Here is a 21,670-nt window from a genome sequence, read left to right on the forward strand (position 1 = left end):
GCCATCGCCGCTGGTCCGGCAGGACCGACCTGCCGCTCCGCCGCTGAATTTCACCACCACCGAGAAAGGCCCGCGCCTTTGGACCCTGGCACCCACTTCGTCCTCGGGACACACGACGACCACGGCTTCGTCGCCTCGTTCACCGCGTCCATGCCCGCGCATCTCGCCCACTGGTTCCTGGTCCGGGAGCAGTTCGAGCCCGTTCCCGGTGAGCCCAGGCTCTTCCGACTCACGGATCCCGAGCACGACGGGTCGCGTCGCACTCGCCAGGCCGTCCACGACCTGCGTCGGATGGGCTACGCCGTGCACGCCGACTTTCTCCTCGACCCGGCGGCCTCCACCGGCCCGCCGGGACCGGCCCGGCCTCACGGGCTCATGGAGCGCCGCAGCAGAATCGCGCAGGCCGCCGCGGCCCGCTCACCGCAGCGCCAAACGTCGCCCAGCACGACACGGCCCGGAGTGCGGCTGATCCCTCCGAAGCCCGACTACGCGCCGACCATCCACCTGACCGCGTCGTCTGGAGCGGGACGGAGCCGATGACGCCCAGCAGTGAACCGATCGGCATCACCCGCGGACGAGGCGGGGAGGTCGAGGTGGACGGCGGGCCCATCGACTCCTTCGCCGCCGCAGTCCTACGACGGGCCGGATTCCTCTTCGAACCGTCCCTGCGCGGGCCCTGGATCCACCTGCCGTTCGACATGGGCGAGGCGTGGGAGAGCGCGCACGCGACCTGGGCCGCCGACATGCTGACCGCCGCCAGGTACCGAGTGGCGCTCGACCCGACGCTGTACGCGGCCCTCACCGCCACCGCTCCGCCGACAACAGGTCGCCGCACGACGACGATGACCCAGCAGCCGTCGCCACCCGTCGCGGCCCCCCGCCTCCTCCGTTGACACCCGGCCCAAGGAGACCGCGCCCTGACTTCCGTCACCACCGTCACGCTGCATCTCAGCGGGCAGGACACCATCGTCGGCCTGGCAAGCGGAGACGGCCATCGATGGGCCGAAGCCGCCCTGACCGTCTCAGGCTTCCCCCAGGACGACGACGGTCTGCACCGCCTCTCTCTGGGCGACCCCGGCAAGGCGCGAGCCTGCCTGAGCAGGCTTCAGCAGGCCGCTTCGGACCTCCGCGTAAAGGTCGTCACCAGCCCGCACCGGTTCCTCGGGGACATCGCCTCCGGGGTGGCCTCGCACCTGCCCGGCACGTGGGAGGCCACCATCGAGCGGTTCCCCCAGAAGTCGGATCAGGACGGCCTCACATCCTGGCTCTGGAACAGGGGACCTCTGCTGACCATGATGACGGACTATCGCGTGCCTTGTGCAGCGATAGTCCGTGACGGCGCGGGCACTGAGCTGCTGCTGGCCCAGCGTCCGTGGGACGGCCAGTACCTGGCCGGTGCGCTCCTCCCGAGCCCCGACCACCTCAACGTCACCGCTCCGGCTCCCCACTGCGTCATGGCCCGGACCGTCTCCGGCCTTGTGGCCAAAATCGGTGCTCGTCTTCTGCCCGAGTACGAGCATGCCGTGCTCCTCTCACGGCTGAAGGAGGTGGAGGAGGACCTGCACTGGGTGGGCAACCTCGAACCCGGGACCGGCGCCGACCGCGACCTCGACGCCGCGCTCGACAGATTTCTGATGCACGCGCCATCCGTCATCGACCTCCTGCGCCGTACGAAGGGCCCGTCCCTTTCCGCCGTCCAGACGGCCCTCGTGGACCGGGTCGAAGCCGGCCTCGACGCGGCCACTGCGGGCGAGGGCGCTGATGCCATGGCCGCCTGGCTCGAAGACGGCGCGGACCTGATCGAACTGGCCCGCATCGCCGCCACCCCACCGACCACCGGCTCGCACACGGACATCTCGGCCGCTGCAGCTCCTCCGACGCCGACACCCGCGACGGGTGTGGTCCGCCGCCGCTGACACACGACCATCCGGCTCGCGTTTCTGGAGCCGCCAGCTCCGCTCCTGCGGCGGCGAGCGGTTCCGCACCGGCACCTGCCGCAGGGGGTGCCGCTTCGTGAACGCCGCAGGGCATCGCACGCCCACGAGCCGTTACCCACACAACTGACGCCTTCTGAGATCGACTTGAGGAGATCACCCATGGCTGTCCGCACGAAGTGGAACGTCGATCACCATTGCGGCCACCAGGTCATCCACGACCTGGCCGACCGACCGGCCGACCGGCGAGCGAGCTTCGCCCGCTGGCTCGCCGACCGGGACTGCACGGAGTGCTGGAAGGAGGCCCGCAACGCTGACACCCATTCCAGGGAGCAGTGGCTCGCCGCCAAGCGCGCCGAGGAGCAGCAGACCGCCGCCGAGTGGGCCCAGAGGTTCGACATGCCGCCTCTGGAAGGGCCCGAGCGAGCCCTGGACTGGGGCGAGCGCTCCCGCCACCGGCTGATGACGGCCGCCCACGCCGCGCTCGTCGTCGAGGGCACGTGGGGCGAGACCGGCTGGACGGAACTGGAGGAGAAGGCGCGCACGATCACCAGGGCCGGATGGTGGATAGACCAGCGCGACACGGAGGGCGCTGACCTGCTCGAACTCCTCGACGCCGCGGCCGACGACGACCAAGGAACAGAGAACCCGTTCCGATGACGGCGGCGAAACATAGGCGGCGATCGCCGGTTGGCCAAACCGGCGATCCTCCGGACCCTTGTTCCTCACACCGCCACCCGTACCGTTGAGAGGGACCTCGCGTGACCGATCCCAGCCCGCCCCCGCGCACCCCGGTACTCGCGCCGACTCCCGACCCGATCACCCCGGACCGAGACGTCACGCACCGGCACTTCCAGGCCGGCGAGCAGGTCGTCGTTCTCAAGGGCGTGGCTGACGGGGATCTCTGGGGGGACGCCATGCACATCGTCGCCCCGTCCTGGCACACTCCGACCGACGAGGACGGATGGCGGCTGCGCGATGCGACCGGCGGCCAGCAGTCGTACATCACCGCCCACCCCCGGTATATGGTCCACCTCTCGCGCCGATGCCCGGACTGTCTGATCTACCTGCGCGCCCTGGAGGACCACCTCCTGCCGAGGCACCCCTCCGCCGCCCTGATCGACTGCGGCTGGTACACGACCACAGAGCTGAACCAGCTCGTCCACATAGACGACGCCCGGGACGGCCAGTGATCCCCCGCCTCAACGAGCGCGGCCGGTTCGCCGCCGAACACCTCTCTGCAGCGCTCGGCAGTCCCGTCTCCGAACGCGAGGGTTTGACCGAGCACACCGTGGTCGCCCACTGGCCGGGGCTCGATCTCTACACACTCGACGACGAGCACAAGATCTGGACGTCAGCCGACCGGGCGGAGCATCTGGACGACCCCACGCTCGAAGTGCCCTTCGCCGCCAGCCCGCAAGGCGACCGTCGCTCGATCCTCCACGCCGATGTGCGCCTGCACCCCCACGACCGCGAACTCACCGGCCCCGAGCGGGCCGAAGTCGCCCACCGGCTCGCCAGGGCCGCCGGACTCCAGATACCGGGCAGTGATCACGAATGCCGACCCGGCCACGCAGCTCGCGGGGCTGCTGGGTGAGCTGCCCGACGAGGTGGCCGGGCCGCTTGCCACAGTCCGCGGTCTCGTCGAGTACGCCGCCCGCCGCCTCGGCTCGCTCCCACAGGCTCACGCCCCGGATGCCGGCCGCGCCCTGGAGCTGGTCGCCATCCGTCTGTACGACGTCCAGACGGACCTCGGTCTCATCGCCACCCGGCTTGTATCGGTCACGGCAGCACGGGCCCGCCACACATCTGCCTGCCGCCTCGTAGACCGCCGCTACGCACCTCGCCCCTTGAACCAACCGATGAGAAAGCTCTGTTGGCTGTCGCCGACCGCGTCCTGACCCTTCGCCGAGACGCCCACTCCGGCGAAGTCCTCGCCCGCGGAGGCGCCCCCGAAGCACACAGCATCCTCCAACGCACCGGATTTGTGCCCATCGTCCGGCTTCACGAGCACTACCACCGTTTGCCCACCGGCCTCGTCGCCGGCGTCGACCAGGTCCCGCAACGACCTGGCCGACCGGCACGAGCCCCACCCCACCCGGCAGGAGTGCACCGCCGCCGGCTGCGCAGAAGAAACCGAAGCCTCCGCGGTCTGCGCCTGCCCACCTCAGCCCTGGATCGCCACCGCCCCCCGTCCCGTCACCGCTGCCCCTGCCATCGCCGGCAGCAGGCGGTGACTTCCACCGCTCTCTTGAGGTGACCATGCACGACCCCGACGACTCCCTCGCCTCGTTCGCCTCTGTCCTGGCCGGCGAACTGCCTGGGAAGTGGACCAGCGATTACCACCCCGACCACGGAGGCGACGCCTACTACCACGACCTCACGGTCGACGTGTGGGACATGGACCAGGTCGCCGAAACGACGGCCACGTACGCCGTCGACCACTGTGCCGTCCTGACCCGCGACGACGGCACCCGGCTGTTCGTCATGGACCGCAAGGGCCACGACGACGGCTTCCTCATCGCGGCCATGGCCCCCGATGCCCTCCCCGTCGCCGCGTACCAAGGTGTCCGCGAACCCGACGGCATCGCCGTGCCCGACGATCCCTTCCGCGCAGCCGAGGACGTCATCCTCAGTCTGCTGCCTCGTTACGACAAGGCCCTCGCCCAGGTGCGGCACAACGCCTCCCGCCTCACTTCCTCCCCGCCCCACGGTACGAACGTGGTGATGACCTGGTCCGGCGACGCCCTCGTCGTCACCCCGCCCGAGCGGCCCGACATCGCCGACGTCCTCGCCGACCACGGCTTCGTCCGTGACGCGGACAAGGAGTTGCTCGTGCTCGGCGGCGATGACTCCTCCCGACAGGCGGCGTCCGTACGAGCCGCCGGTAGCCGACTGGCCGAGCTCGGCATCGGTGTCGTCCTGCGGCAGTCGGCCCGATCCACCCTGGGCACTACGGCCCCCCGACCCGCCGCCCCACAGACGTCGGCCCCTCAGCGCAGCCGGTGACGCGTCCCGTCTCGTCCAGGCCACGTCGTCCCCTTCTTGGAGTCCCCGTCAACCTCGCAGCACGTACCCCTCCGCCCCTCAAGGCGACCCGCAGGCCCCGCCTCGCCGCCATTCTGATCCGCCGCTACCTGCACGCCTGCGTACTCGGCGGCCCCGAGCGGCCCACTCCCCTGGCCGGCGGGCGTCCGGAGGCCGCCCTCGACGAGTCCCGCCGCCTCGCGCAGGCCGGCTGACCACTCCGCACCGCCCCTGGAGACCCATGCACGACCCGACGCCCTACCCGATCCGCCTGGCCGACAGCATCGCCGACCAGCTCGGACAGCTCAACGAGCACCTCGCCCAAGCCTCACCCCAGCAGGCCGCCCGGATCCTCGGCCAGGCCCTCGACTTCGACGACGGGATCCTGGGACGGATCACCGGTCTGATGAGCACCGGGTCGCGGTTCGCCAAGGCGCACTCCGAGCAGGGCACCCTGCCGCCCGAGGTGTGGCTCGCCGTAGGCCGCGCCGCGAACGAGCTGGACGCCGTCGGCCGTGACCTGGACGAGCACGCCGGCACTCTCCGCGCCCTCGCCGAGGCCCCGGCGACCACCCGGACCGCGTCGCCGGCACCGGTGGCCTCCGCTCTGGTCGTGCGGCGGCGCCGGTGAGCAAGAAGCAGCATCCCGGATGGGGAGCGGGCGAGCAGCCCGAGCAGCATTACCTGGTCGAGCCCCGCCACCTCGCCGGAGGCGGAGACATCCGGCACGTCTCGGAGTTCCTCCGTGCCGCCGGATGGGCCGACGAGTCGAAGACCGGCGGGCCGCTGGTCTTCGACAGCCCGGACCGTACGGTCCGCGTCGCATACAACCCCTTCGTACGGCCGGGTGGCTGGACGATCGCCGGCAAGGCCAACGGCCATGAGCCGGAGTGGAACGTCACCTTCACCCCGCAGACCCCGGTGGAAATCGTCGCCGGATTCAGCGACGCCCTCACCAAGTCGCGTTCCGCGCACGCCCCCAACCCGTGGGCACCACTCCAACAGCATGGGTGGGAGACGGAACGGGCCCGGCACTTCACCGCCGTCAGCCCAGACCGGAACGCATGGTTGCAGTTCCATCAGACCGGCGAGGGCCAGGCCCACTGGTGGGCCGGCGCCCGGACCGAGCACGGCCGGACTTGGGACGCCGTGCTCACCCCGAGCACACCGATGCACCTGGTCGAGGCGTTCTCGGCCGCGCTGGCCGACCCACAGCCGGTGATGCGCCCCCGCGGAAACATCCCGCCCTCCCGTTGGATCCGCACCACCTCGGTGTCCGTGCGACCCTCGGAGCTCGGCGCCTGGCAGCAGGCCCGGACAACAGCCGCCCGCGCCACGACCTGGGCCCGCAACTCATGGGCCTCCTCCCGTCAACACGCCCGTACTCCCACGCCCCACTCGTACGCGGTACCGGCCACGGGCACAACGCCAGCTCGGCCAGCCGCCGCAGCCACGCGGCCCACGCGCAGCCGCTAGACCGTCTCCCTCACCGCATAGGAGGACCTGCCCTGCCCGCACCGACCAGCACTCCCTCGGAGATGCACGGCCTGCTCCTGCGACAGCTGGAACTGTTCCTGATGGAGAGCCGGGAGATCCTTGCCGCCTGGGACGCCTACTCCGACGAGCACACCGACCCCGACGGCTGGCCGCACGACCCGCTCACATACGGCCGGCGCACGATGCGGCGTGACGCCGACACGTGGCGCTCGTTCAATCGGATCCGCTACGCGGCACGCGAGATGCTCGCCACAGCCGAAGTCCAGGTCCAGCAGCTCAACCCCGCATGCGTCCAGACCCGTTGGCCGTGGCAGCTGGCCGAACTCACCACAGCGCTCTCGCAGCTGGAGAAGCTTCAGGACGAATGGCTGGATAGGCGGGACGCGTTGACGCGCACGGCGGCGCTGCCGGGGGTCGAGGAGTTCGACGGCACCCTCGCCGAGCGCAACGAGGAGGCGTGGGCAGCCCTCGACACCTGGTCCGCCCAGGGCCATGCCCTCATCGAGATCCACGCTCTTGCGCTTACGGCCCCGTCCCCGATCCTGACCTCGGCCCCGAGACCCGCCCTCTCGCCGAAAGGCATTGGCCGTAAGGCGGGGAGACGCGGATGAACAGCAGCGTCGAGCAGGCGTTCATCTCACCCCGCTACCTCGCTGGCCCGGGGAATCCGGCCTGGGTCACCGTCCCGCTCCATGAGGCCGCCGGCTGGAGGCACGGCCACGACCCTCTTATGCCCCAGGTCATTCTCAGCAGCCCTGACCAGAAGACGCTGCTGCGTCTCGAACCCACCCCTGACGAGCCCTGGTGGTGCCTGACCCACTCCAGCGACTCCGACGGGCCCAGCTGGTACGCATCCTTCGGCGCCCGCACCCCCGGTCGAACTGATCGCGGCCGTCACCGACACCCTCACCGACCCCGGCTTCCGCGCCAGAGCAGCAACGGATCCGAACGAGCCCTTGCTGCGGGCCGGATGGGGCCGGGCCATGGAGGGCGGGCTGGCCTCGCCGGACGGCATCGTCCGAGTCGAGCGCTTCAACTACAGCGGCAGCGCCCACTGGTGCATCGAGACGGCGCTCAGCCAGGATCCCGAGCACCAGATCTGGCAGGCCCGCTTCGGGGGCAGCGCCCCCGCCCGCCTCGTCGCGGCCTTCACCCGGGCGCTGTCCGATCCCGAACCGCTACGGCGCTCGCCCGAGCAGCGTCCCGCCCTCGGTCGCAGCCGGATCACGCTCCGCTGGCAGGAGTGGCCCGCCGAACACATCGGCTACGCCCTGCGCGAGCGCGTCGACTTCCTCGCGTCCCGTCACGCCAGCACTCGCCCGCCACCGCCGCCCGCCCGGCCGCCGACGCCCCGGCGCCGCACCCGCTGACACCACCCCCGCCACACGCCCCGGGCCCGCCCCCGTTCAAGGAACCGCCGCCCCTTGCCCTCTTCCTCCACGTCCAGTTCCGACGGTTACGACATAGCCCTGAAGATATTCATCGGCGCTTTCGCCGTCGGCCTTCCGCTGGCCAACATCGCCTGGCTGGTGGGAAATCTCACCGCCTGGTTCGCTGGGGCGGGCCCATGGGCGCCGTACCAGCCGACCAACGCGCTCCTTCACCCCGAAGAGCTCTGGCCAGCAGCCGGAGAGGTGTCCCTGCTTGTCGGCACCCGAATTGTTCCCATCGCACTGACGCTCCTCCTCGCCGCCACCGTCGGCGCCCTGTGGCTCCGGTACAAGAACTCCTCCGGCGGCCGAAGGAAGGTCGACGGGATGGCGAAGGCTCGCGACATCGAACCGCTGCTGGCAAAGGCGATCGAGGCCAAGGCCCGCTCCCTGCGCCCGAGCCTGAGGAACACCAAGCCCCTCGCCCCGTCCGACACCGGCATCCTCCTGGGCAACCTCCAGGGGACGAAGCACGAAGTACGGATGGGGTTCGAGGACGTCGCCGTCGCCATCATGGCCCCGCGCTCCGGCAAGACCACCTCCCTCGCCATCCCATCGATCCTCGCCGCGCCGGGCCCGGTGCTGCTCACCTCGAACAAGGCCGCCGGCGACGCCTACACGGCCTGCCTCGACGCCCGGCGCCGGGTGGGGCGAGTGTGGTCGATGGACCCGCAGCAGATCGCCCACGCCCAGCGCACCATGTGGTGGAACCCCCTCGCCGACGCCAAGACCCTGGACGGCGCCGGGCGGCTCGCCGGCCACTTCCTCGCCGCGTCCGTCGACGCCTCCCAGCAGGGCGACTTCTGGTCCAAGGCCGGCAGCAACATCCTGAGCCAACTGTTCCTGGCCGCCGCCCTCGACGACCGGCCGATCACCGACGTCATGCAGTGGCTCGCCTTCCCCGCCGACCGCACCCCGCTCGACATCCTGCGCGACCATCGGTTCACCGCAGTCGCCTCGCAGCTCAAGGGCACTGTGGAGGGGCCACCGGAGACCAGGGATGGCATTTATGAGACGGCGAGGCAGTACGCCTCCGCCTTGCTGAACTCGGAGATCGCAGCCTGGGTCACCCCGCAGAAGGGCATCCCCGAGTTCCGCCCGGCTGAGTTCGTGACCTCGAGCGCCACCCTCTTCCTCCTGTCGAAGGACGGTGGCGGTGGAGCGAGCGCCCTCATCGCGGCGTGCGCGGACTCCGTCATGCGGGCCGCAACCACGCAGGCCGAGCGGGCCGGCGGCCGGCTCGACCCTCCGATGCTCGCGATCCTCGACGAGGCGGCCAACGTGTGCAAAATCTCGGACCTCCCCGATTTGTACTCGCACTTGGGGTCACGCGGGATCATCCCGATCACCATCTTGCAGAGCTACCGGCAGGGCCAGAAGGTGTGGGGCGACGCGGGCATGGACGCGATGTGGAGCGCGGCCACCGTCAAGGTGATCGGCAGCGGCATCGACGACCCGGACTTCGCCGACAAGCTGTCCCGGATGATCGGCGACCACGACGTCGAGACCACCTCCACCTCGATCTCCGACTCCGGCAAGTCGACCTCGGTCTCGATGCGGCAGGAGCGAATCCTGCCTGCGGACGCAATCCGCGCTCTGCCAAAGGGCTCCGCCCTGTGCCTGGCCACCGGCATGCGCGTCGCGATGCTCGACCTCCGCCCCTGGTACCTCGAACCCGGCGCCGACCAGCTCGCTGCTGCCTCCGCCCGCGCGTCCAAGGCGATCACGACCCGCGCCGTCGCCAAGAGCGCCCCGAACCAGGAGGACTACGGCCGGGCCGCGTAGCACCCGAACGGCACTGTTCGACGGCGGCTCTCGGTGACACCGGTCGCGCCGTGGGCAGCCGGCACACGGCATGCCACCCACTTGCCATCCCGTTTGCAGATCAAGGAGTTCTCTTCTTTGGCTCACTCCTATCCGCTCGGCCCGAGCGACGAAGAGCTCTGGGCCCTCACCCGGTACCTGCTGGCCTCCGGCGGTCAGCTCGACGACCTCAAGCGGCGCGGCACGGCTCCCGAGCGGCTGCAGGACGCGGTTCGTACAGGCGGCGCGCTTCACCAGACCTCGCTCCATGCCGCCGGGCTGCTGGCCAAAGCCGCCCTGAGCGATGCGACGACCACCGTCGACGGCCTCGTCGCCGTCTCGCTCCTCCGTCGCCTGGCCGAGGCCACAGCCTCCGCCGCGTTGCGCGCGGCCGACAGCATCGCCGCCCTCGCCCACGGCGACACCACTACAGCCGATCACCTTCTGGAGCAGGCACGAGTCCACCTGCACAGGACCCCGGTGACCTGCCAGGAAGTCGGCTCCGCCCTGCTCCGACACGACGGATACCTCTACGCCCAGGCGCGCGCCGCACGGGAGAACCTCGGTCCGAGCGCCGGCACGGTCAAGGTCAGCGAGGCCCAGCGGAAGGGTCTCGCCTCACTGGCGCGGGGGGACGGCGTGTTCCGTGAGGCCCGCCACAGCGTCCGTGAGCTGGAGAGTCCTCTGAACGCCTCCGTACGGACCGCCACCATCGACGCACTCGCCGCCAAGGAGTTGCTCACCCTCACCCCCCTCACGGGCAAGCAGTGCCGGTCCGCCATCCGGCTCACCTCCGCGGGCATCCAGGCGCTCCTCGCCGCCTCTCCCCCGAAGCCCGGCGGCCGCCCCGCCATCGCGACGTCGGTGCCGAACAGGCCGAGGCCGGCTGCCCGGACGAGCGCTCGGCGGTGACGCCACGCCGAAGCTGTCGCCCAAATGCACCGTTCGGCTCCCGCCCTCGGCGCCCGGCGTAGCGCCCCGCCCTTCCCGTATCTCAGCCACATCGGCCCCACCGGCCCGGGTCGCTGCCAGCCCCCACACTCCAACGAAAGGACGTCCCTATTACCGCCACGCCCCAGTTCCGCGCCATTTCCCTCGGCGCCGGAATCCAGTCCAGCACCATGCTCGCCCTGTCCGCGGAGGGAATCCTCCCGAAGGTCGACTACGCGATCTTCGCCGATACCGGATGGGAGCCAAAGGCGGTATACGAGCATCTCGACCGCCTCGAACGCGAGATTGCAGAGCCTGCGGGAATCCCTATCATTCGGGTCTCCTCTGGCAACATCCGCGACGACGCCCTCAACCCGGATCACCGCTTCGCCTCGATGCCCCTCTACATCCTCAACCGGGACGGGCGACCCGGGATGACCAGGCGCCAGTGCACCGGGGAGTACAAGGTGAAGCCGATCAAGAAGAAGGTTCGAGACCTCCTCGGCTACCCCTACCCAGCCCGGGTCCCGAAGGGCGTGTTCGTAGAGCAGTGGATCGGCATATCCACCGACGAATTCCACCGCGCCAAGGACGCAGACGTGAAGTACATGCGCAATGTGCATCCGCTCATGGACATGAACTGGTCACGTTCCGACTGCGTCCGCTACCTCACATCGCTCGGCCTTGCCGAGACCCCGAAATCGAGCTGCCTCGGCTGCCCCTTCCACGGCAATGCCCAGTGGCGGAACATCCGTGACAGCTCCCCCGAGGAGTGGGCGGATGTCGTGGAGTTCGACGCGGCTATCCGAAAGGGCAACGCGCGCGCGAACGCCAGCGGCAACAAGCTGCTCGGTGAGGCGTTCCTGCATCGCTCCCGGGTCCCGCTCGACCAGGCGCCGATCGACCATGTCACCGCGGGCGAGTGGGCGGCACGGCAGCGGGACCGCGACTCCGCCGCAGAGCTGGATCGGGGGGTCGACGACGGCTGCTCCCCGTGGGCCTGCCGTGGTGAAGTCGAGCCGATCCAGGACGACTTCGGGCTCACGACGTGAAGCGCCTTGTCCTGGACCTGTTCGCAGGCCCAGGCGGCTGGAGCCACCCCCTGCGCGTCCTCGGTGTCCGGGACATCGGCCTGGAATGGGACGAGTGGGCCTGCCGCACCCGCGCGTCAGCCGGCTTGCTGACGATCCGTACCGACGTCGCCGCCTACCCGGTGTGGCCGTTCACCGGCCGGACACACGGGTTCATCGCGTCACCGCCGTGCCAGGCGTGGTCGATGGCCGGCAAGCGGCTCGGCCTGCTCGACCAGCCTCTCGTCCACCAGGCCGTCGCCGACCTCGCCGCCGGAAGGGACACCCGCGAGAAGCTCCTGGCCGCATGCCGCGACGAGCGCTCCCTGCTCGCGGCGGAGCCGATGCGCTACCTCCACGCTCTGAACTCCGTCGGGGAGCCGGAGTGGATCGCGATGGAGGAGGTTCCCGACGTCCTACCGCTGTGGAAGCAGTACGCGGCGGTTCTGCGCTCCTGGGGGCTCTCCGTCTGGTGCGGGATCCTCAATGCGGCCGACTTCGGCGTCCCGCAGACCCGGAAGCGGGCGATCCTGCTCGCCTCCCGCGTCCGCACCGCCGAGCCACCCACGCCGACACATGCCCGGCGAGCCGAGCCGGAGTCGCTGTTCGGGACGGGCCGCGAGCGGTGGGTCTCCATGGCCGAGGCCCTCGGCTGGGGCGCCACCGACCGGCCCGTCCCCACCGTCTGCGCCGGCGGAGGACCGGGCGGCGGCCCCGAGCCGTTTCCCTCCGGCGCCCGCAAGGCCCTCTCCGATGCCCGCGATCGAGGCACTTGGAAGCACCAAGCGGACGGAATCGCGCTGCGGTCCCAGCGGGAGGTATCCGGCTGTGCCGCCCCACACAGCAGGCGCGTGGACGGGTCTGCTGATGCCCCGGCGCCGACGTGCACCGCCGAGGCACACCGCTGGTCGTGGTCGCTGCGGAGCAACAACCAGGCCAACGCGACGGTCCGTTCCATCGACGAGCCTGCTGGAACTCTCTTCTTCGGGCACCGAGCGAACGAATGCACGTGGATCGCAGCCCCCTCGCCCGGCACTCCGGCCGGAGACGCGTCGGCCGCTCCGGAGCCGATCCGGATCACCGCCGCCGAGGCCGGCCTCCTCCAGACCTTCCCCGCCGACTACCCCTGGCAGGGCACCAAGGGCCGGCAGTTCTCCCAGATCGGCAACGCCGTCCCGCCCCGGCTCGCCGGACACCTGCTCGCCCCTCACCTCGGCGTGCCCTTCAACCCCGACGACTTCACCCTGGCCGCCTGATGCAGCACGCCTCCGACCCACACGACGACGAGGTCCTGTACGACCCGCCCGGACCGGCCCCTGTGCACTACGCCGAGCGTGCCCTCCTCGGCGCCCTTCTTCTCGAACCCGCCCTACTCGCCGACCTTGAGCAACTCGAGGCCGATGCGTTCTCCAACGCCTCGCACGGGGCCTTGTTCTCCGCGATGCGCCGCGTGCCGGTCCCCGGACCTGTCCGCCACCAGGCCCGTCCGTTCTGGGTGAATGCGGTCCTGGAGGCGGCGCTGCCGGATGCTCGTGGCCTGACCGTCTCCTACATGCACACACTCATCTCGGTCTGTCCCCATGCCGGGCACGCGCCCGCGTACGCCGCGATCATCCGAGCCGAGCACGCCCGCCGAACCATCCGCCTGCACTCCGAGCACCTCGCGCGGGCCGCGGCCGACACAGCCCTGCCGGACCGGGCAACGGCCGCCCTCGCGCGGGCGGACGCGCTCGCACAGCACCTCGACGAGCTCTCCGGGCGTTTCCCCGCCCACCCCGGTTCCCTGCCCCGCACCACCGTGCCGCCGGCACCGGCTGGTGGCACGGACAAGGAAGACCTGGATGAGGAAAGGATGCTGCTCGCTGGCGCCGCAGTATGGCCGTCGGCCATCAAAGAGATGCGCTGGCTGACCGCCGACGACTTCCTCCTGTCGGCTCACGGCGCGCTCTGGCAGTGCCTGAACGCCCTGTCCCACCGCGGGGATCCGGTCGACCCGGTCACCGTGCTGTGGGAAGCGCAGCACCGCGGGCTCCTCTCCTCGGAGCTCGCGCCGGACGAGGTGGTCACGCTCATGTCCGCGTCGGCGGGCTCCCCAGAGCACTGGGGTACGAGGGTCATCGAGCGGGCCCTGCTCTCCCGCGCCGGAGAGGTCGCCCGTCGAATCGGCGCCTACACCGACGACCCGTCGACCACAGTCCACCAGCTGATCACCGGCAGCCACCGCGCGCTCGCCGACCTGACCGCCCTACGGACCCGCTGGCACCGGGCCACCACCCCACAGGCCACAACGGCACCGAGGGCCGGCGTCGCCGTATCCGCCCGTGCCGGACCGCGGCGTCCGGGCACGACCGCCGCTACCGTCCGCTCCACCTCCACCCGGCGAACCGCCGGCCGGACCCCATGACCGAAGGCCCCGCATGCCCTACCCCCCCGGCCGACGCACACATCCGTCTCGACCTCCACCCCACCCACACTCCCGCCGTCGCCGCCACGGCATCCGGCCCGACGAGCGACGCCGCCCGCTCCCCACTGCACGATCTGGGCTGCCGCACCACCGGCACGAGCATGGTGATCCTGGCCCGGATCGACCGTGAGGAGCCGTACTACGCCAACGCCTCAGCCGGTCAGACCTTCGTCCGGTCCCTCATGGAGGGCCTTACCAACGCACCGTGGTCGAGCGCCGAGGCCCCGTACGGACCGGTTGACGAAGCGGGCTGGACTGAGGACCACACCTTCCGCAGGACCTGGCGGGCCCCGGACCGCAGCCTTGCCTTCGAGCACAATCCGCACGGTGTCGAGGAACGGTGGACCGCCTACGGTGGTGCCGACCCCAACCACCCCGATTGGGCCATCCGCTTCTCCGCCACCACGGCACCCGAAGTACTCGCCCGGCTCACGACGAAGCTCATCAACACCACCGCACTCGGCTGCGATCGACTCCGTGGACGAGCGCCGGCGGCCCCTCTCAGCCCCCTGCCGCCTCCGGCCGGATGTCCGCAGCCAGGAGCTCGCCATCGCTGACCCTGCGGAGACCTTCCTCTGAGGTCAGCACGGCACCGCTCGTTCGAGGGCGACCTCGGTGAACCGAAATCGAAACAGCTCGATCGTCCCCAGCGACCGTGTGCCTGAGAACGGACGATCGACCTTTCGCGTACCGTCGAAGTGCCGGCGCCGACCGCCACCCGCATCGTGACGTGGACGGGGGGCTGCGCGGCCGCGCCATACGCACCGAGGAGCCCCACATTGAACCGTGACACCCCGTCCACCGCAGATGGCGGCGACGCCTTCTGGCAGGAACGCCGGGTGTGCTTCCTCACGACTCACCGCCCCGATGGCACCCCACACCTCGTGCCCGTCGGCGTCACGTACGACCCCGAAGCCCGGATCGCCCGCGTCATCAGCGACGGTGCCAGCAGGAAAGTGCGCAACATCCGCGCCGCCGGCGCCTCGGCCCGAGCTGCCGTGAGCCAAGCCGACGGCCGACGCTGGTGCACCCTGGAGGGCACGGCAGTGATCAAGGACGACCCCGAATCCGTGGCGGAGGCCGAGCGCCGCTACACCGAGCGCTACAAGCCGCCGCGGGTCAACCCGAACCGCGTCGTCATCGAGATCACCGTCACGCGCGCCATGGGCACCGCCAAACCCACTGGTTGGTGACAGCAGTCGTGGTCCGAGGGCACGTAGCTGCAACGGCTGGTCCGCGGCCGGCCCGGTGATTCTCCTCGCGGCTCACTCCCGTCGTCCCCTACCCGTACGTCACACGGCGCCGCCGAGAGAACCAAGCCGCTCGTACCCAGGCGACCCGTTGGCGTTTCACGCCGCCGCGTAGCTCGCGCGGAACAGGTCCTGTGCTCGCTCGAGGTCTCGCTCGGAGCGCAGCTGTATCTCCAAGTCACCCGTGCCGTGGTGACCGAGCCCCTTCACGTCCCGGGTGAAGCCGGGGACGAGGTCGACCGTGATCGGGTCGACCTTGAGGTAGACGAGGAGCTTGGTCTTCTGCGGCGGGCAGACGCACGCAAAGTTCCGCAGGCGCTGATAGGCGCGGTACTGCTTGCGCTGGACTCGGGTGATGCCGTCACCGAGGCCGAGCAGAACCTCGTCGGCCGCGGCCGCCAGCGCATCAAGTTGACCGTTGCGGGGCGACTGCGCAGCAGCACCTCGACGCACGCGTTTCGATGCAGACGTTCGAGCCGAAACGGAGGCCACGGTCTCCAGACCGATGAGGTCCTTCCCGAAGAAGCGGTAACGAACCAGATCGATGCTCCGCCGGTGCTCGCGCACCGCATGCACGTCATAGCGGGTGAAGCCGCCGGCCACGCATACCAGCCTGGGCTCGCTCCAGAGGACCTGCGCGGCGGCCGACGCCCCGAGGCGGTCGCGGACCAAACGCCTGAACTCCTCTTTGTGGTCCACGAGCCAAGCCAGATAGAAGAGCCCTTGGTTGATCACACCGGGGTCAGTCCCGCGCTTGTACTCCACGACCACCGGGGAGCCGTTCTCATCGAGCCCGACCGAATCGATCCGGCCTCCGTGGACCGGCCCGGTGCTGTACTCGCTCGCCAGGAAGCGAACCCCCAGCATCGTCTCCATGTGCGTCTCGACGAGGTGCTGTACATCCGACTCGGCCTCGGCAAGTCGCGGCATGACCTCAGTCATGCCGCTCTGCGTCGCGTAGAACAGTTTCAGGCCCGACACCTCCCCTTCTCGACCAGGAGATCAGTAACGCCCGTGGAAAGCAGAATTGTTTCCGCGAGGGACTCCGATCCTGTGAAGGAGACGTGAGGATGCGCAGACACAAGTCAGGGCCTCTGTGTTGGGCACGCCCGGTGTCGATGCTCCCGCAGAGGAAGGCCGACGCCGTTCACTCGTACTCGCCGACTGCAGTGCGCGGTTCCGCCTCCGCGGCACGGATCACCGCTGCGCTCCGGTCACCAGGCGCCGGATGACGATCCCGTTGGATACGAGCCGCTCGGGCAGATCCGCCAGTGCGGGAATCTGCTCGATGTGATGGACCCCGAGACGTACGGTCTCCTGGTGAACAACCGAGGATGGTCAGCGTCGCGCTGGGAGCACTGGGCGGCGGACACCCTCGTACGCCAGCTCCTGCCCTGAGCCCTCCCGGACGGCGCTCCCGATCCTCGACGCCACCGCGTCTTTACGCAACAGAAGGCGCTTGGCACGGGAGTCAGCGCCCGAACGGCAAGGACCGGGCGTTGCTCTGGAGGCGCGAGGCACGACGAGCGAAACCCCTCCCCCCGCGCGCTCGTCGTACCCCGCGGTGCGCGCCCGGTCCTGCCGTCCCGTAGCCGTGCACGGGATTCATCTCCGACAAGTCCGCACACGGGGAGTTCGTTCGCTGGGGCTCCCGAGGCCCATTCAGCAGGTTGGTGACGGTCCGGCATTCCGGCCAGGCGAGAGTCTGCCTCCGGCAAACGCAGCTGGCAGCGGGCTCCGACGCCTAGGCCCGGTGCGGCTTTGGGTCCTACCCTGCGCTGGCCGGAGGGCGGGCCCGGCTCCTGCACGTCAGGTCCGCCAACGCGACGGACAGGAGCCGGGGGTTCATGGGGCGGGGCCGTCGGCGTAGGTATGCCGGCAGCCCCGCTGATTGCCTCAGGCCGTGGCGGGAACGCTCGCGGCCGTGTGCCGGTCGGTGAGGGCGGCGAGGTAGCGCTCGGCGTCGAGCGCGGCCTGGCAGCCTGATCCGGCTGCAGTGATGGCTTGGCGGTAGGTGTGGTCGACGACGTCACCGGCGGCGAAGACGCCGGTGAGGTTCGTGCGTGTGGAGGGCGAGGCGACCTTGATGTAGCCCTCGTCGTCCAAGTCGACCTGCCCGGTGAACAGCTCGGTGCGCGGGTCGTGTCCGATGGCGATGAACAGGCCAGTGACGTCGAGGTCGCGGGTCTTGCCGGTGAAGGCGTCGCGCAGCACGACCCCGGCGAGCATGCCGTTCTCGGACTTGATCTCGGCGATCTCGCTGTCGAAGGCGAAGGAGATCTTGTCGTCCGCGAAGGCCCGGTTCTGCATGGCCTTGGAGGCGCGCAGGGTCGAGCGGCGGTGGACGACGGTGACCGAGCGGGCGAAGCGGGTGAGGAAGGTGGCTTCCTCCATGGCGGTGTCTCCGCCGCCGACCACGACGATGTCGCGGTCGCGGAAGAAGAAGCCGTCGCAGGTGGCGCACCAGGAGACGCCGCGGCCCGAGAGCTCGTCCTCGTTGGGGAGGCCGAGCTTGCGGTAGCCGGAGCCGGTCGCGATGATCACGGCCTTGGCGCGGTGGACGGTGCCTTCGGAGTCGGTGACTTCCTTGATGTCTCCAGCGAGGTCGACGGAGATGACGTCGTCGTCGACCATCTCCGCGCCGAAGCGCTCGGCCTGGGCCCGCATGTTGTCCATGAGATCGGGGCCGTCGATGCCGGTGGGGAAGCCGGGGAAGTTCTCGACCTCGGTCGTGGTGGTGAGGGACCCGCCGACGAAGATCGAGCTGCCGAAGAGCAGGGGCTTGAGCTGGGCGCGGGCGGTGTAGAGGGCGGCGGTGTATCCGGCGGGGCCGGAGCCTATGACGATGACCTCACGGACCTCGTCGGTGATGGGCTCGGTCACTGAGGTCACGCCTCCTGCTTCGCGTCGATCTCGGCGATGAGGCCCTCGATGAGGCCCTTGATCTCGTCGCGGATGGGGCGGACGGCCTCGACGCCCTGGCCGGCCGGGTCCTCCAGGGCCCAGTCGAGGTACTTCTTGCCGGGGAAGATCGGGCAGGCGTCGCCGCAGCCCATGGTGATGACGTAGTCCGACGCCTGGACGGCCTCGGTGGTCAGGACCTTCGGCTTCTGGTCGGAGATGTCGACGCCGACCTCGGCCATGGCCTCAACCGCGGCCGGGTTGACCTGGTCGCCCGGGATCGAGCCGGCGGAGCGGACCTCGATGCGGTCGCCGGCGAGGTGGTTGAGGAACCCGGCGGCCATCTGGGAGCGGCCGGCGTTGTGGACGCAGACGAAGAGCACGGAGGCGAGCGGAGCGGTCATCGGTTCTTCCTTAGGCAGGGATGGAGCGTGGTGCGGGGGACGGAAAGCTTCAGGTGCCGGCCAGGGTGTCCAGCAGGGTGGTGATCCGGGTGTCGATGGCGTCGCGGATGGAGCGCACGACCGCGATCGGGGCACCGTCGGGGTCCGGGACGGGCCAGTCCAGGTAGCGGTGGCCGGGCACCACGGGGCAGGCGTCGCCGCAGCCCATGGTGATCACGATGTCGGCGGCCTGGACGACCTCGTCGGTCAGCGGCTTGGGGTAGACCTCGTCGAGTGGGACGCCGGCCTCGGTGAGGGCCTGGAGCACGTGGGGGTCGACGGCGCCCGAAGGATGGGTGCCGGCGGAGGAGACGATGACGTCGTCCCCGGCCCGGTGGGCCAGCAGGGCTGCCGCCATCTGCGATCGCCCGGCGTTCTGGCTGCACACGAAAAGCACCCGCGTCCGGTCGCTGGTTGCGCTCTCGACGTGCGCCAGCGCGTCCAGACGCTCCGCGGCGAATCGCTCCGCCAGCACCACGAGGTGGGTATGGACGTGCGCATGTGCGGCGAGCTGCTCGTAGGAGTCGGCGATCAGCCGCTGTACCGTCTCCACCGAGCACCGGCCCTGATGGCGCACGGCGAGGCGGGCGACACCGGCCGCGAGACGTTCGTCGGGAAGGACCGGGTACGAGGACTCGGCCATGGTTGGGAACCCCCTGGGTTCAAAAGAGGTCAGCTCAGGCTGGTATCAGCTCCGGGTGATGTGACAGTATCAGCACATGATGACGTCAGTCGATACTGATCTGATCCGGGTTCTGGGTGATCCCCTGCGCCTCCAGATCGTGACCCTGCTCGCCCGCGAGACGCTCTGCACCACCCACCTCGTGGAGGAGACCGGTGCCAAGCAGACCAACCTCTCCAACCATCTGAGAGTGCTGCGCGAGGCGGGAGTCGTGGAGACCGAGCCGTGCGGCAGGTTCACTTACTACCGGCTCAAGCCGGACGTCATCGAGCAGCTCGCCGGGCAGTTCGCCGCCCTCGCGCAGACCGCGCGCCTGACTGCCGAGGCGAACTTCAAGCGCTCCTGCCCCTGACCCTGCCCCCCGTGCCTCACCTGCCCGAGGAGACCCAGCCCGTGACCGCCACCGAGCCCGCTGCGAGCGACTCCATAGCCACCGACACGTCGCCGCAGCCCGCGCCCGGCGCCACCCCGCCCCGCACCCCGCTCGCCGCCCGGGCGGCCGCCGAGCTCGTCGGCACCGCTGCCCTGGTGGCGATCGTCGTCGGTTCCGGCATTCAGGCCACCGAGCTCACCGACGACGTGGCGCTGCAGCTCCTCGCCAACTCCACCGCCACCGTCTTCGGGCTCGGCGTGCTGATCGCCCTGCTCGGGCCGGTGTCGGGGGCGCACTTCAACCCGGCCGTCACCCTGGCCGAGTGGTGGACCGCTCGCCGCGGCGGTGCGGGCGTGAACGCCCGCGAGCTCGCCGTCTACGTCCCCTCCCAGATTGCCGGCGCGATCCTCGGCGCGATCCTGGCGGATGCGATGTTCGGCCAGCAGCTGGTGAAGTGGTCCACGCACGACCGCTCGGCCGGCAACCTCCTCCTCGGCGAGGTCGTCGCGACGGCCGGCCTGATCCTGCTGATCTTCGGCCTTGCCCGTACCGACCGGCTCCGCTTCGCACCCGTCGCGGTCGCCTCGTACATCGGCGCCGCCTACTGGTTCACCTCTTCCACCTCGTTCGCGAACCCGGCGGTGACCATCGGCCGCGCCTTCACCGACACCTTCGCAGGCATCGCGCCCGCCTCCGTCCCCGCGTTCGTCGGCATGCAGATCATCGGAGCGGTCGTGGGGCTGGCCCTGGTCGCGGTCATCTTCATGCGCGGCAAGGCGGCCGGCGGGACGACCAGCGAATGACGCAGGTCGTGGACGTGGTGGTGATCGGCGGCGGCCAAGCTGGACTCGCCGCCGGCTACCACTTGCGCCGCCTCGGCCTCGACTTCGTCATCCTCGACGCCCAGGCCGAGCCGGGCGGAGCCTGGCAGCACACCTGGGACTCCCTCCACCTCTTCTCCCCGGCCGCGTACTCCTCCCTGCCGGGCCGGCTCATGCCGCCGCAGCCCGGCGAGACGTACCCGGACGCGGCCCACGTCGTCTCGTACCTCACCGACTACGAGCAGCGGTACGAACTCCCCGTCGCCCGATCGGTCAGGGTCGAAGCGGTCCACCGTGACGGCGAGTTCCTGCGTGTGGAGGCGGGCGCAGCCACCTGGCTCGCCCGTACGGTGATCAGCGCGACCGGCTCCTGGTGGCGGCCGTTCATCCCCGCGATCCCGGGCCGTACGGAGTTCAAGGGCGCCCAGCTCCACACCGTGGAGTACCGGCGCCCCTCCGACCTCGCCGGGCAGAAGGTGGTGGTCGTCGGGGGCGGAAACTCCGGCGCCCAGATCGCCGCGGACCTCGCGTACGACACTGACCTCACCTGGGTGACCCTCCGCGAACCGCGCTACCTCGCCGACGACATCGACGGCCGCGCCCTCTTCGACCACGCCACCGCCCGACGCCGCGCCCTCGACGAAGGCCGCACGGACACCGGCGGCGTCGCCTCGCTGGGCGACATCGTCGCCGTCCCGCCCGTCCGCGAAGCACGCGACGCCGGACTCCTCAAAGCCCAGCCGATGTTCGCCCGGCTGACGGCGACCGGCGTGGAGTGGGCCGACGGCATGGGCGCCGACGCCGACGTGATTATCTGGTGCACCGGCTTCCGTCCAGCCCTCTCCCACCTGGCACCGCTCGGCCTCCGTGGCCCGCGCGGCCACATCCCGACTGCAGGGACCCAGGCTCTCGGCGAGCCACGCCTGCACCTCCTCGGCTACGGCGACTGGACCGGCCCCGCCTCAGCCACCCTCATCGGCGTCGGCCGCCCCGCGCGTAACGCGGCCCGTGAGATCGCGGGGCTGCTGCGGGCTTGACCTTCAAG

General features: G+C 70.4%; 26 protein-coding genes and 1 pseudogene. 23 read left to right on the top strand and 4 right to left on the bottom strand.

Going from position 1 to position 21,670, the window contains the following annotated elements; translation table 11 throughout:
- Positions 1-78: 78 nt before the first annotated feature.
- The 20 genes and pseudogenes from DEJ46_RS06025 to DEJ46_RS06120 all read left to right on the top strand — a co-directional run bounded on the left by DEJ46_RS06025 (position 79) and on the right by DEJ46_RS06120 (position 15,348).
- Positions 79-540 (top strand): hypothetical protein, encoded by a 462-nt coding sequence (locus tag DEJ46_RS06025; RefSeq protein ID WP_150264525.1) that lies wholly within the window; start codon positions 79-81, stop codon positions 538-540.
- A complete protein-coding gene (locus DEJ46_RS06030) occupies positions 537-893 on the top strand; it encodes a hypothetical protein (RefSeq protein ID WP_150264526.1) in 357 nt (118 codons plus the stop codon). Before DEJ46_RS06025 ends, DEJ46_RS06030 begins: the two co-directional genes overlap by 4 nt.
- 417 nt (positions 894-1,310) lie before the next feature.
- A complete protein-coding gene (locus tag DEJ46_RS06035; protein WP_150264527.1) occupies positions 1,311-1,916 on the top strand; it encodes a hypothetical protein in 606 nt (201 codons plus the stop codon).
- Between the two features lie 180 nt (positions 1,917-2,096).
- A complete protein-coding gene (locus DEJ46_RS06040; RefSeq protein ID WP_150264528.1) occupies positions 2,097-2,594 on the top strand; it encodes a hypothetical protein in 498 nt (165 codons plus the stop codon).
- A 101-nt stretch (positions 2,595-2,695) separates the two neighbouring features.
- Positions 2,696-3,127 carry a hypothetical protein gene (locus DEJ46_RS06045; RefSeq protein ID WP_150264529.1) on the top strand — a complete coding sequence of 144 codons (432 nt, stop codon included), beginning with the start codon at positions 2,696-2,698 and terminating at the stop codon, positions 3,125-3,127.
- A complete protein-coding gene (locus DEJ46_RS06050; protein WP_190622465.1) occupies positions 3,124-3,531 on the top strand; it encodes a hypothetical protein in 408 nt (135 codons plus the stop codon). Before DEJ46_RS06045 ends, DEJ46_RS06050 begins: the two co-directional genes overlap by 4 nt.
- Before the next feature lie 665 nt (positions 3,532-4,196).
- Entirely contained in the window at positions 4,197-4,943 is a 747-nt protein-coding gene (locus DEJ46_RS06060; protein WP_150264530.1) for a hypothetical protein, read from the top strand.
- Positions 4,940-5,176, top strand: a complete 237-nt coding sequence (locus DEJ46_RS06065; RefSeq protein ID WP_150264531.1) for a hypothetical protein — start codon at positions 4,940-4,942, stop codon at positions 5,174-5,176. Before DEJ46_RS06060 ends, DEJ46_RS06065 begins: the two co-directional genes overlap by 4 nt.
- Before the next feature lie 26 nt (positions 5,177-5,202).
- Entirely contained in the window at positions 5,203-5,592 is a 390-nt protein-coding gene (locus DEJ46_RS06070; RefSeq protein ID WP_150264532.1) for a hypothetical protein, read from the top strand.
- Positions 5,589-6,437, top strand: a complete 849-nt coding sequence (locus tag DEJ46_RS06075; RefSeq protein WP_150264533.1) for a DUF317 domain-containing protein — start codon at positions 5,589-5,591, stop codon at positions 6,435-6,437. Before DEJ46_RS06070 ends, DEJ46_RS06075 begins: the two co-directional genes overlap by 4 nt.
- A gap of 62 nt (positions 6,438-6,499) precedes the next feature.
- Entirely contained in the window at positions 6,500-7,069 is a 570-nt protein-coding gene (locus tag DEJ46_RS06080) for a hypothetical protein (RefSeq protein ID WP_223834535.1), read from the top strand.
- 119 nt (positions 7,070-7,188) lie between these two features.
- Positions 7,189-7,275 (top strand): annotated as a pseudogene (locus tag DEJ46_RS40460) (hypothetical protein); the annotation flags it as partial.
- A gap of 166 nt (positions 7,276-7,441) precedes the next feature.
- Positions 7,442-7,828 (top strand): DUF317 domain-containing protein, encoded by a 387-nt coding sequence (locus tag DEJ46_RS39740; RefSeq protein WP_223834536.1) that lies wholly within the window; start codon positions 7,442-7,444, stop codon positions 7,826-7,828.
- 54 nt (positions 7,829-7,882) lie between these two features.
- Positions 7,883-9,673: a type IV secretory system conjugative DNA transfer family protein gene (locus DEJ46_RS06090; protein ID WP_150264534.1), complete on the top strand. Its 1,791-nt coding sequence runs from the start codon at positions 7,883-7,885 to the stop codon at positions 9,671-9,673.
- A gap of 117 nt (positions 9,674-9,790) precedes the next feature.
- Positions 9,791-10,603, top strand: coding sequence for a hypothetical protein (locus DEJ46_RS06095; protein ID WP_150264535.1), 813 nt, complete (start codon positions 9,791-9,793; stop codon positions 10,601-10,603).
- A 209-nt stretch (positions 10,604-10,812) separates the two neighbouring features.
- Positions 10,813-11,673 (top strand): hypothetical protein, encoded by an 861-nt coding sequence (locus tag DEJ46_RS06100; protein WP_150264536.1) that lies wholly within the window; start codon positions 10,813-10,815, stop codon positions 11,671-11,673.
- A complete protein-coding gene (locus DEJ46_RS06105) occupies positions 11,670-12,947 on the top strand; it encodes a DNA cytosine methyltransferase (RefSeq protein WP_150264537.1) in 1,278 nt (425 codons plus the stop codon). Before DEJ46_RS06100 ends, DEJ46_RS06105 begins: the two co-directional genes overlap by 4 nt.
- The gene (locus tag DEJ46_RS06110; protein ID WP_150264538.1) at positions 12,947-14,095 is read left to right on the top strand and encodes a DnaB-like helicase N-terminal domain-containing protein; all 1,149 of its coding nucleotides are present in this window, start codon (positions 12,947-12,949) and stop codon (positions 14,093-14,095) included. The genes DEJ46_RS06105 and DEJ46_RS06110 overlap by 1 nt, the downstream gene beginning before the upstream one ends.
- A complete protein-coding gene (locus DEJ46_RS06115; RefSeq protein WP_150264539.1) occupies positions 14,092-14,712 on the top strand; it encodes a DUF317 domain-containing protein in 621 nt (206 codons plus the stop codon). Before DEJ46_RS06110 ends, DEJ46_RS06115 begins: the two co-directional genes overlap by 4 nt.
- Positions 14,713-14,934: 222 nt before the next feature.
- Positions 14,935-15,348 carry a TIGR03618 family F420-dependent PPOX class oxidoreductase gene (locus DEJ46_RS06120; protein WP_150264540.1) on the top strand — a complete coding sequence of 138 codons (414 nt, stop codon included), beginning with the start codon at positions 14,935-14,937 and terminating at the stop codon, positions 15,346-15,348.
- 156 nt (positions 15,349-15,504) lie between these two features.
- Here the strand turns inward: DEJ46_RS06120 and DEJ46_RS06125 are convergent, their stop codons facing one another.
- From DEJ46_RS06125 to DEJ46_RS06145, 4 genes are all read right to left on the bottom strand, one after another.
- Positions 15,505-16,386: a DUF5655 domain-containing protein gene (locus DEJ46_RS06125; protein ID WP_150264541.1), complete on the bottom strand. Its 882-nt coding sequence runs from the start codon at positions 16,384-16,386 to the stop codon at positions 15,505-15,507.
- Between the two features lie 915 nt (positions 16,387-17,301).
- A complete protein-coding gene (trxB, locus tag DEJ46_RS06135; protein ID WP_150274158.1) occupies positions 17,302-18,276 on the bottom strand; it encodes a thioredoxin-disulfide reductase in 975 nt (324 codons plus the stop codon).
- A 17-nt stretch (positions 18,277-18,293) separates the two neighbouring features.
- Entirely contained in the window at positions 18,294-18,710 is a 417-nt protein-coding gene (locus tag DEJ46_RS06140; protein ID WP_150264542.1) for an arsenate reductase ArsC, read from the bottom strand.
- A gap of 49 nt (positions 18,711-18,759) precedes the next feature.
- Positions 18,760-19,392, bottom strand: a complete 633-nt coding sequence (locus tag DEJ46_RS06145) for an arsenate reductase ArsC (protein WP_150264543.1) — start codon at positions 19,390-19,392, stop codon at positions 18,760-18,762.
- Positions 19,393-19,468: 76 nt separating this feature from the next.
- On the opposite strand from DEJ46_RS06145, the gene DEJ46_RS06150 reads away from it, so the two are divergent.
- Genes DEJ46_RS06150 through DEJ46_RS06160 form a run of 3 tightly spaced genes read left to right on the top strand, consistent with a single transcriptional unit; the run spans position 19,469 to position 21,662 of the window.
- A complete protein-coding gene (locus DEJ46_RS06150; RefSeq protein WP_030842180.1) occupies positions 19,469-19,783 on the top strand; it encodes an ArsR/SmtB family transcription factor in 315 nt (104 codons plus the stop codon).
- A gap of 41 nt (positions 19,784-19,824) precedes the next feature.
- Positions 19,825-20,607, top strand: coding sequence for an aquaporin (locus DEJ46_RS06155; RefSeq protein ID WP_150274160.1), 783 nt, complete (start codon positions 19,825-19,827; stop codon positions 20,605-20,607).
- On the top strand, positions 20,604-21,662 hold the full coding sequence (locus DEJ46_RS06160; RefSeq protein WP_150264544.1) for an ArsO family NAD(P)H-dependent flavin-containing monooxygenase: 1,059 nt from the start codon (positions 20,604-20,606) through the stop codon (positions 21,660-21,662). The genes DEJ46_RS06155 and DEJ46_RS06160 overlap by 4 nt, the downstream gene beginning before the upstream one ends.
- Positions 21,663-21,670: the final 8 nt, after the last annotated feature.

It is taken from the genome of Streptomyces venezuelae, from assembly GCF_008642375.1.
Lineage (GTDB): Bacteria > Actinomycetota > Actinomycetes > Streptomycetales > Streptomycetaceae > Streptomyces > Streptomyces venezuelae_G.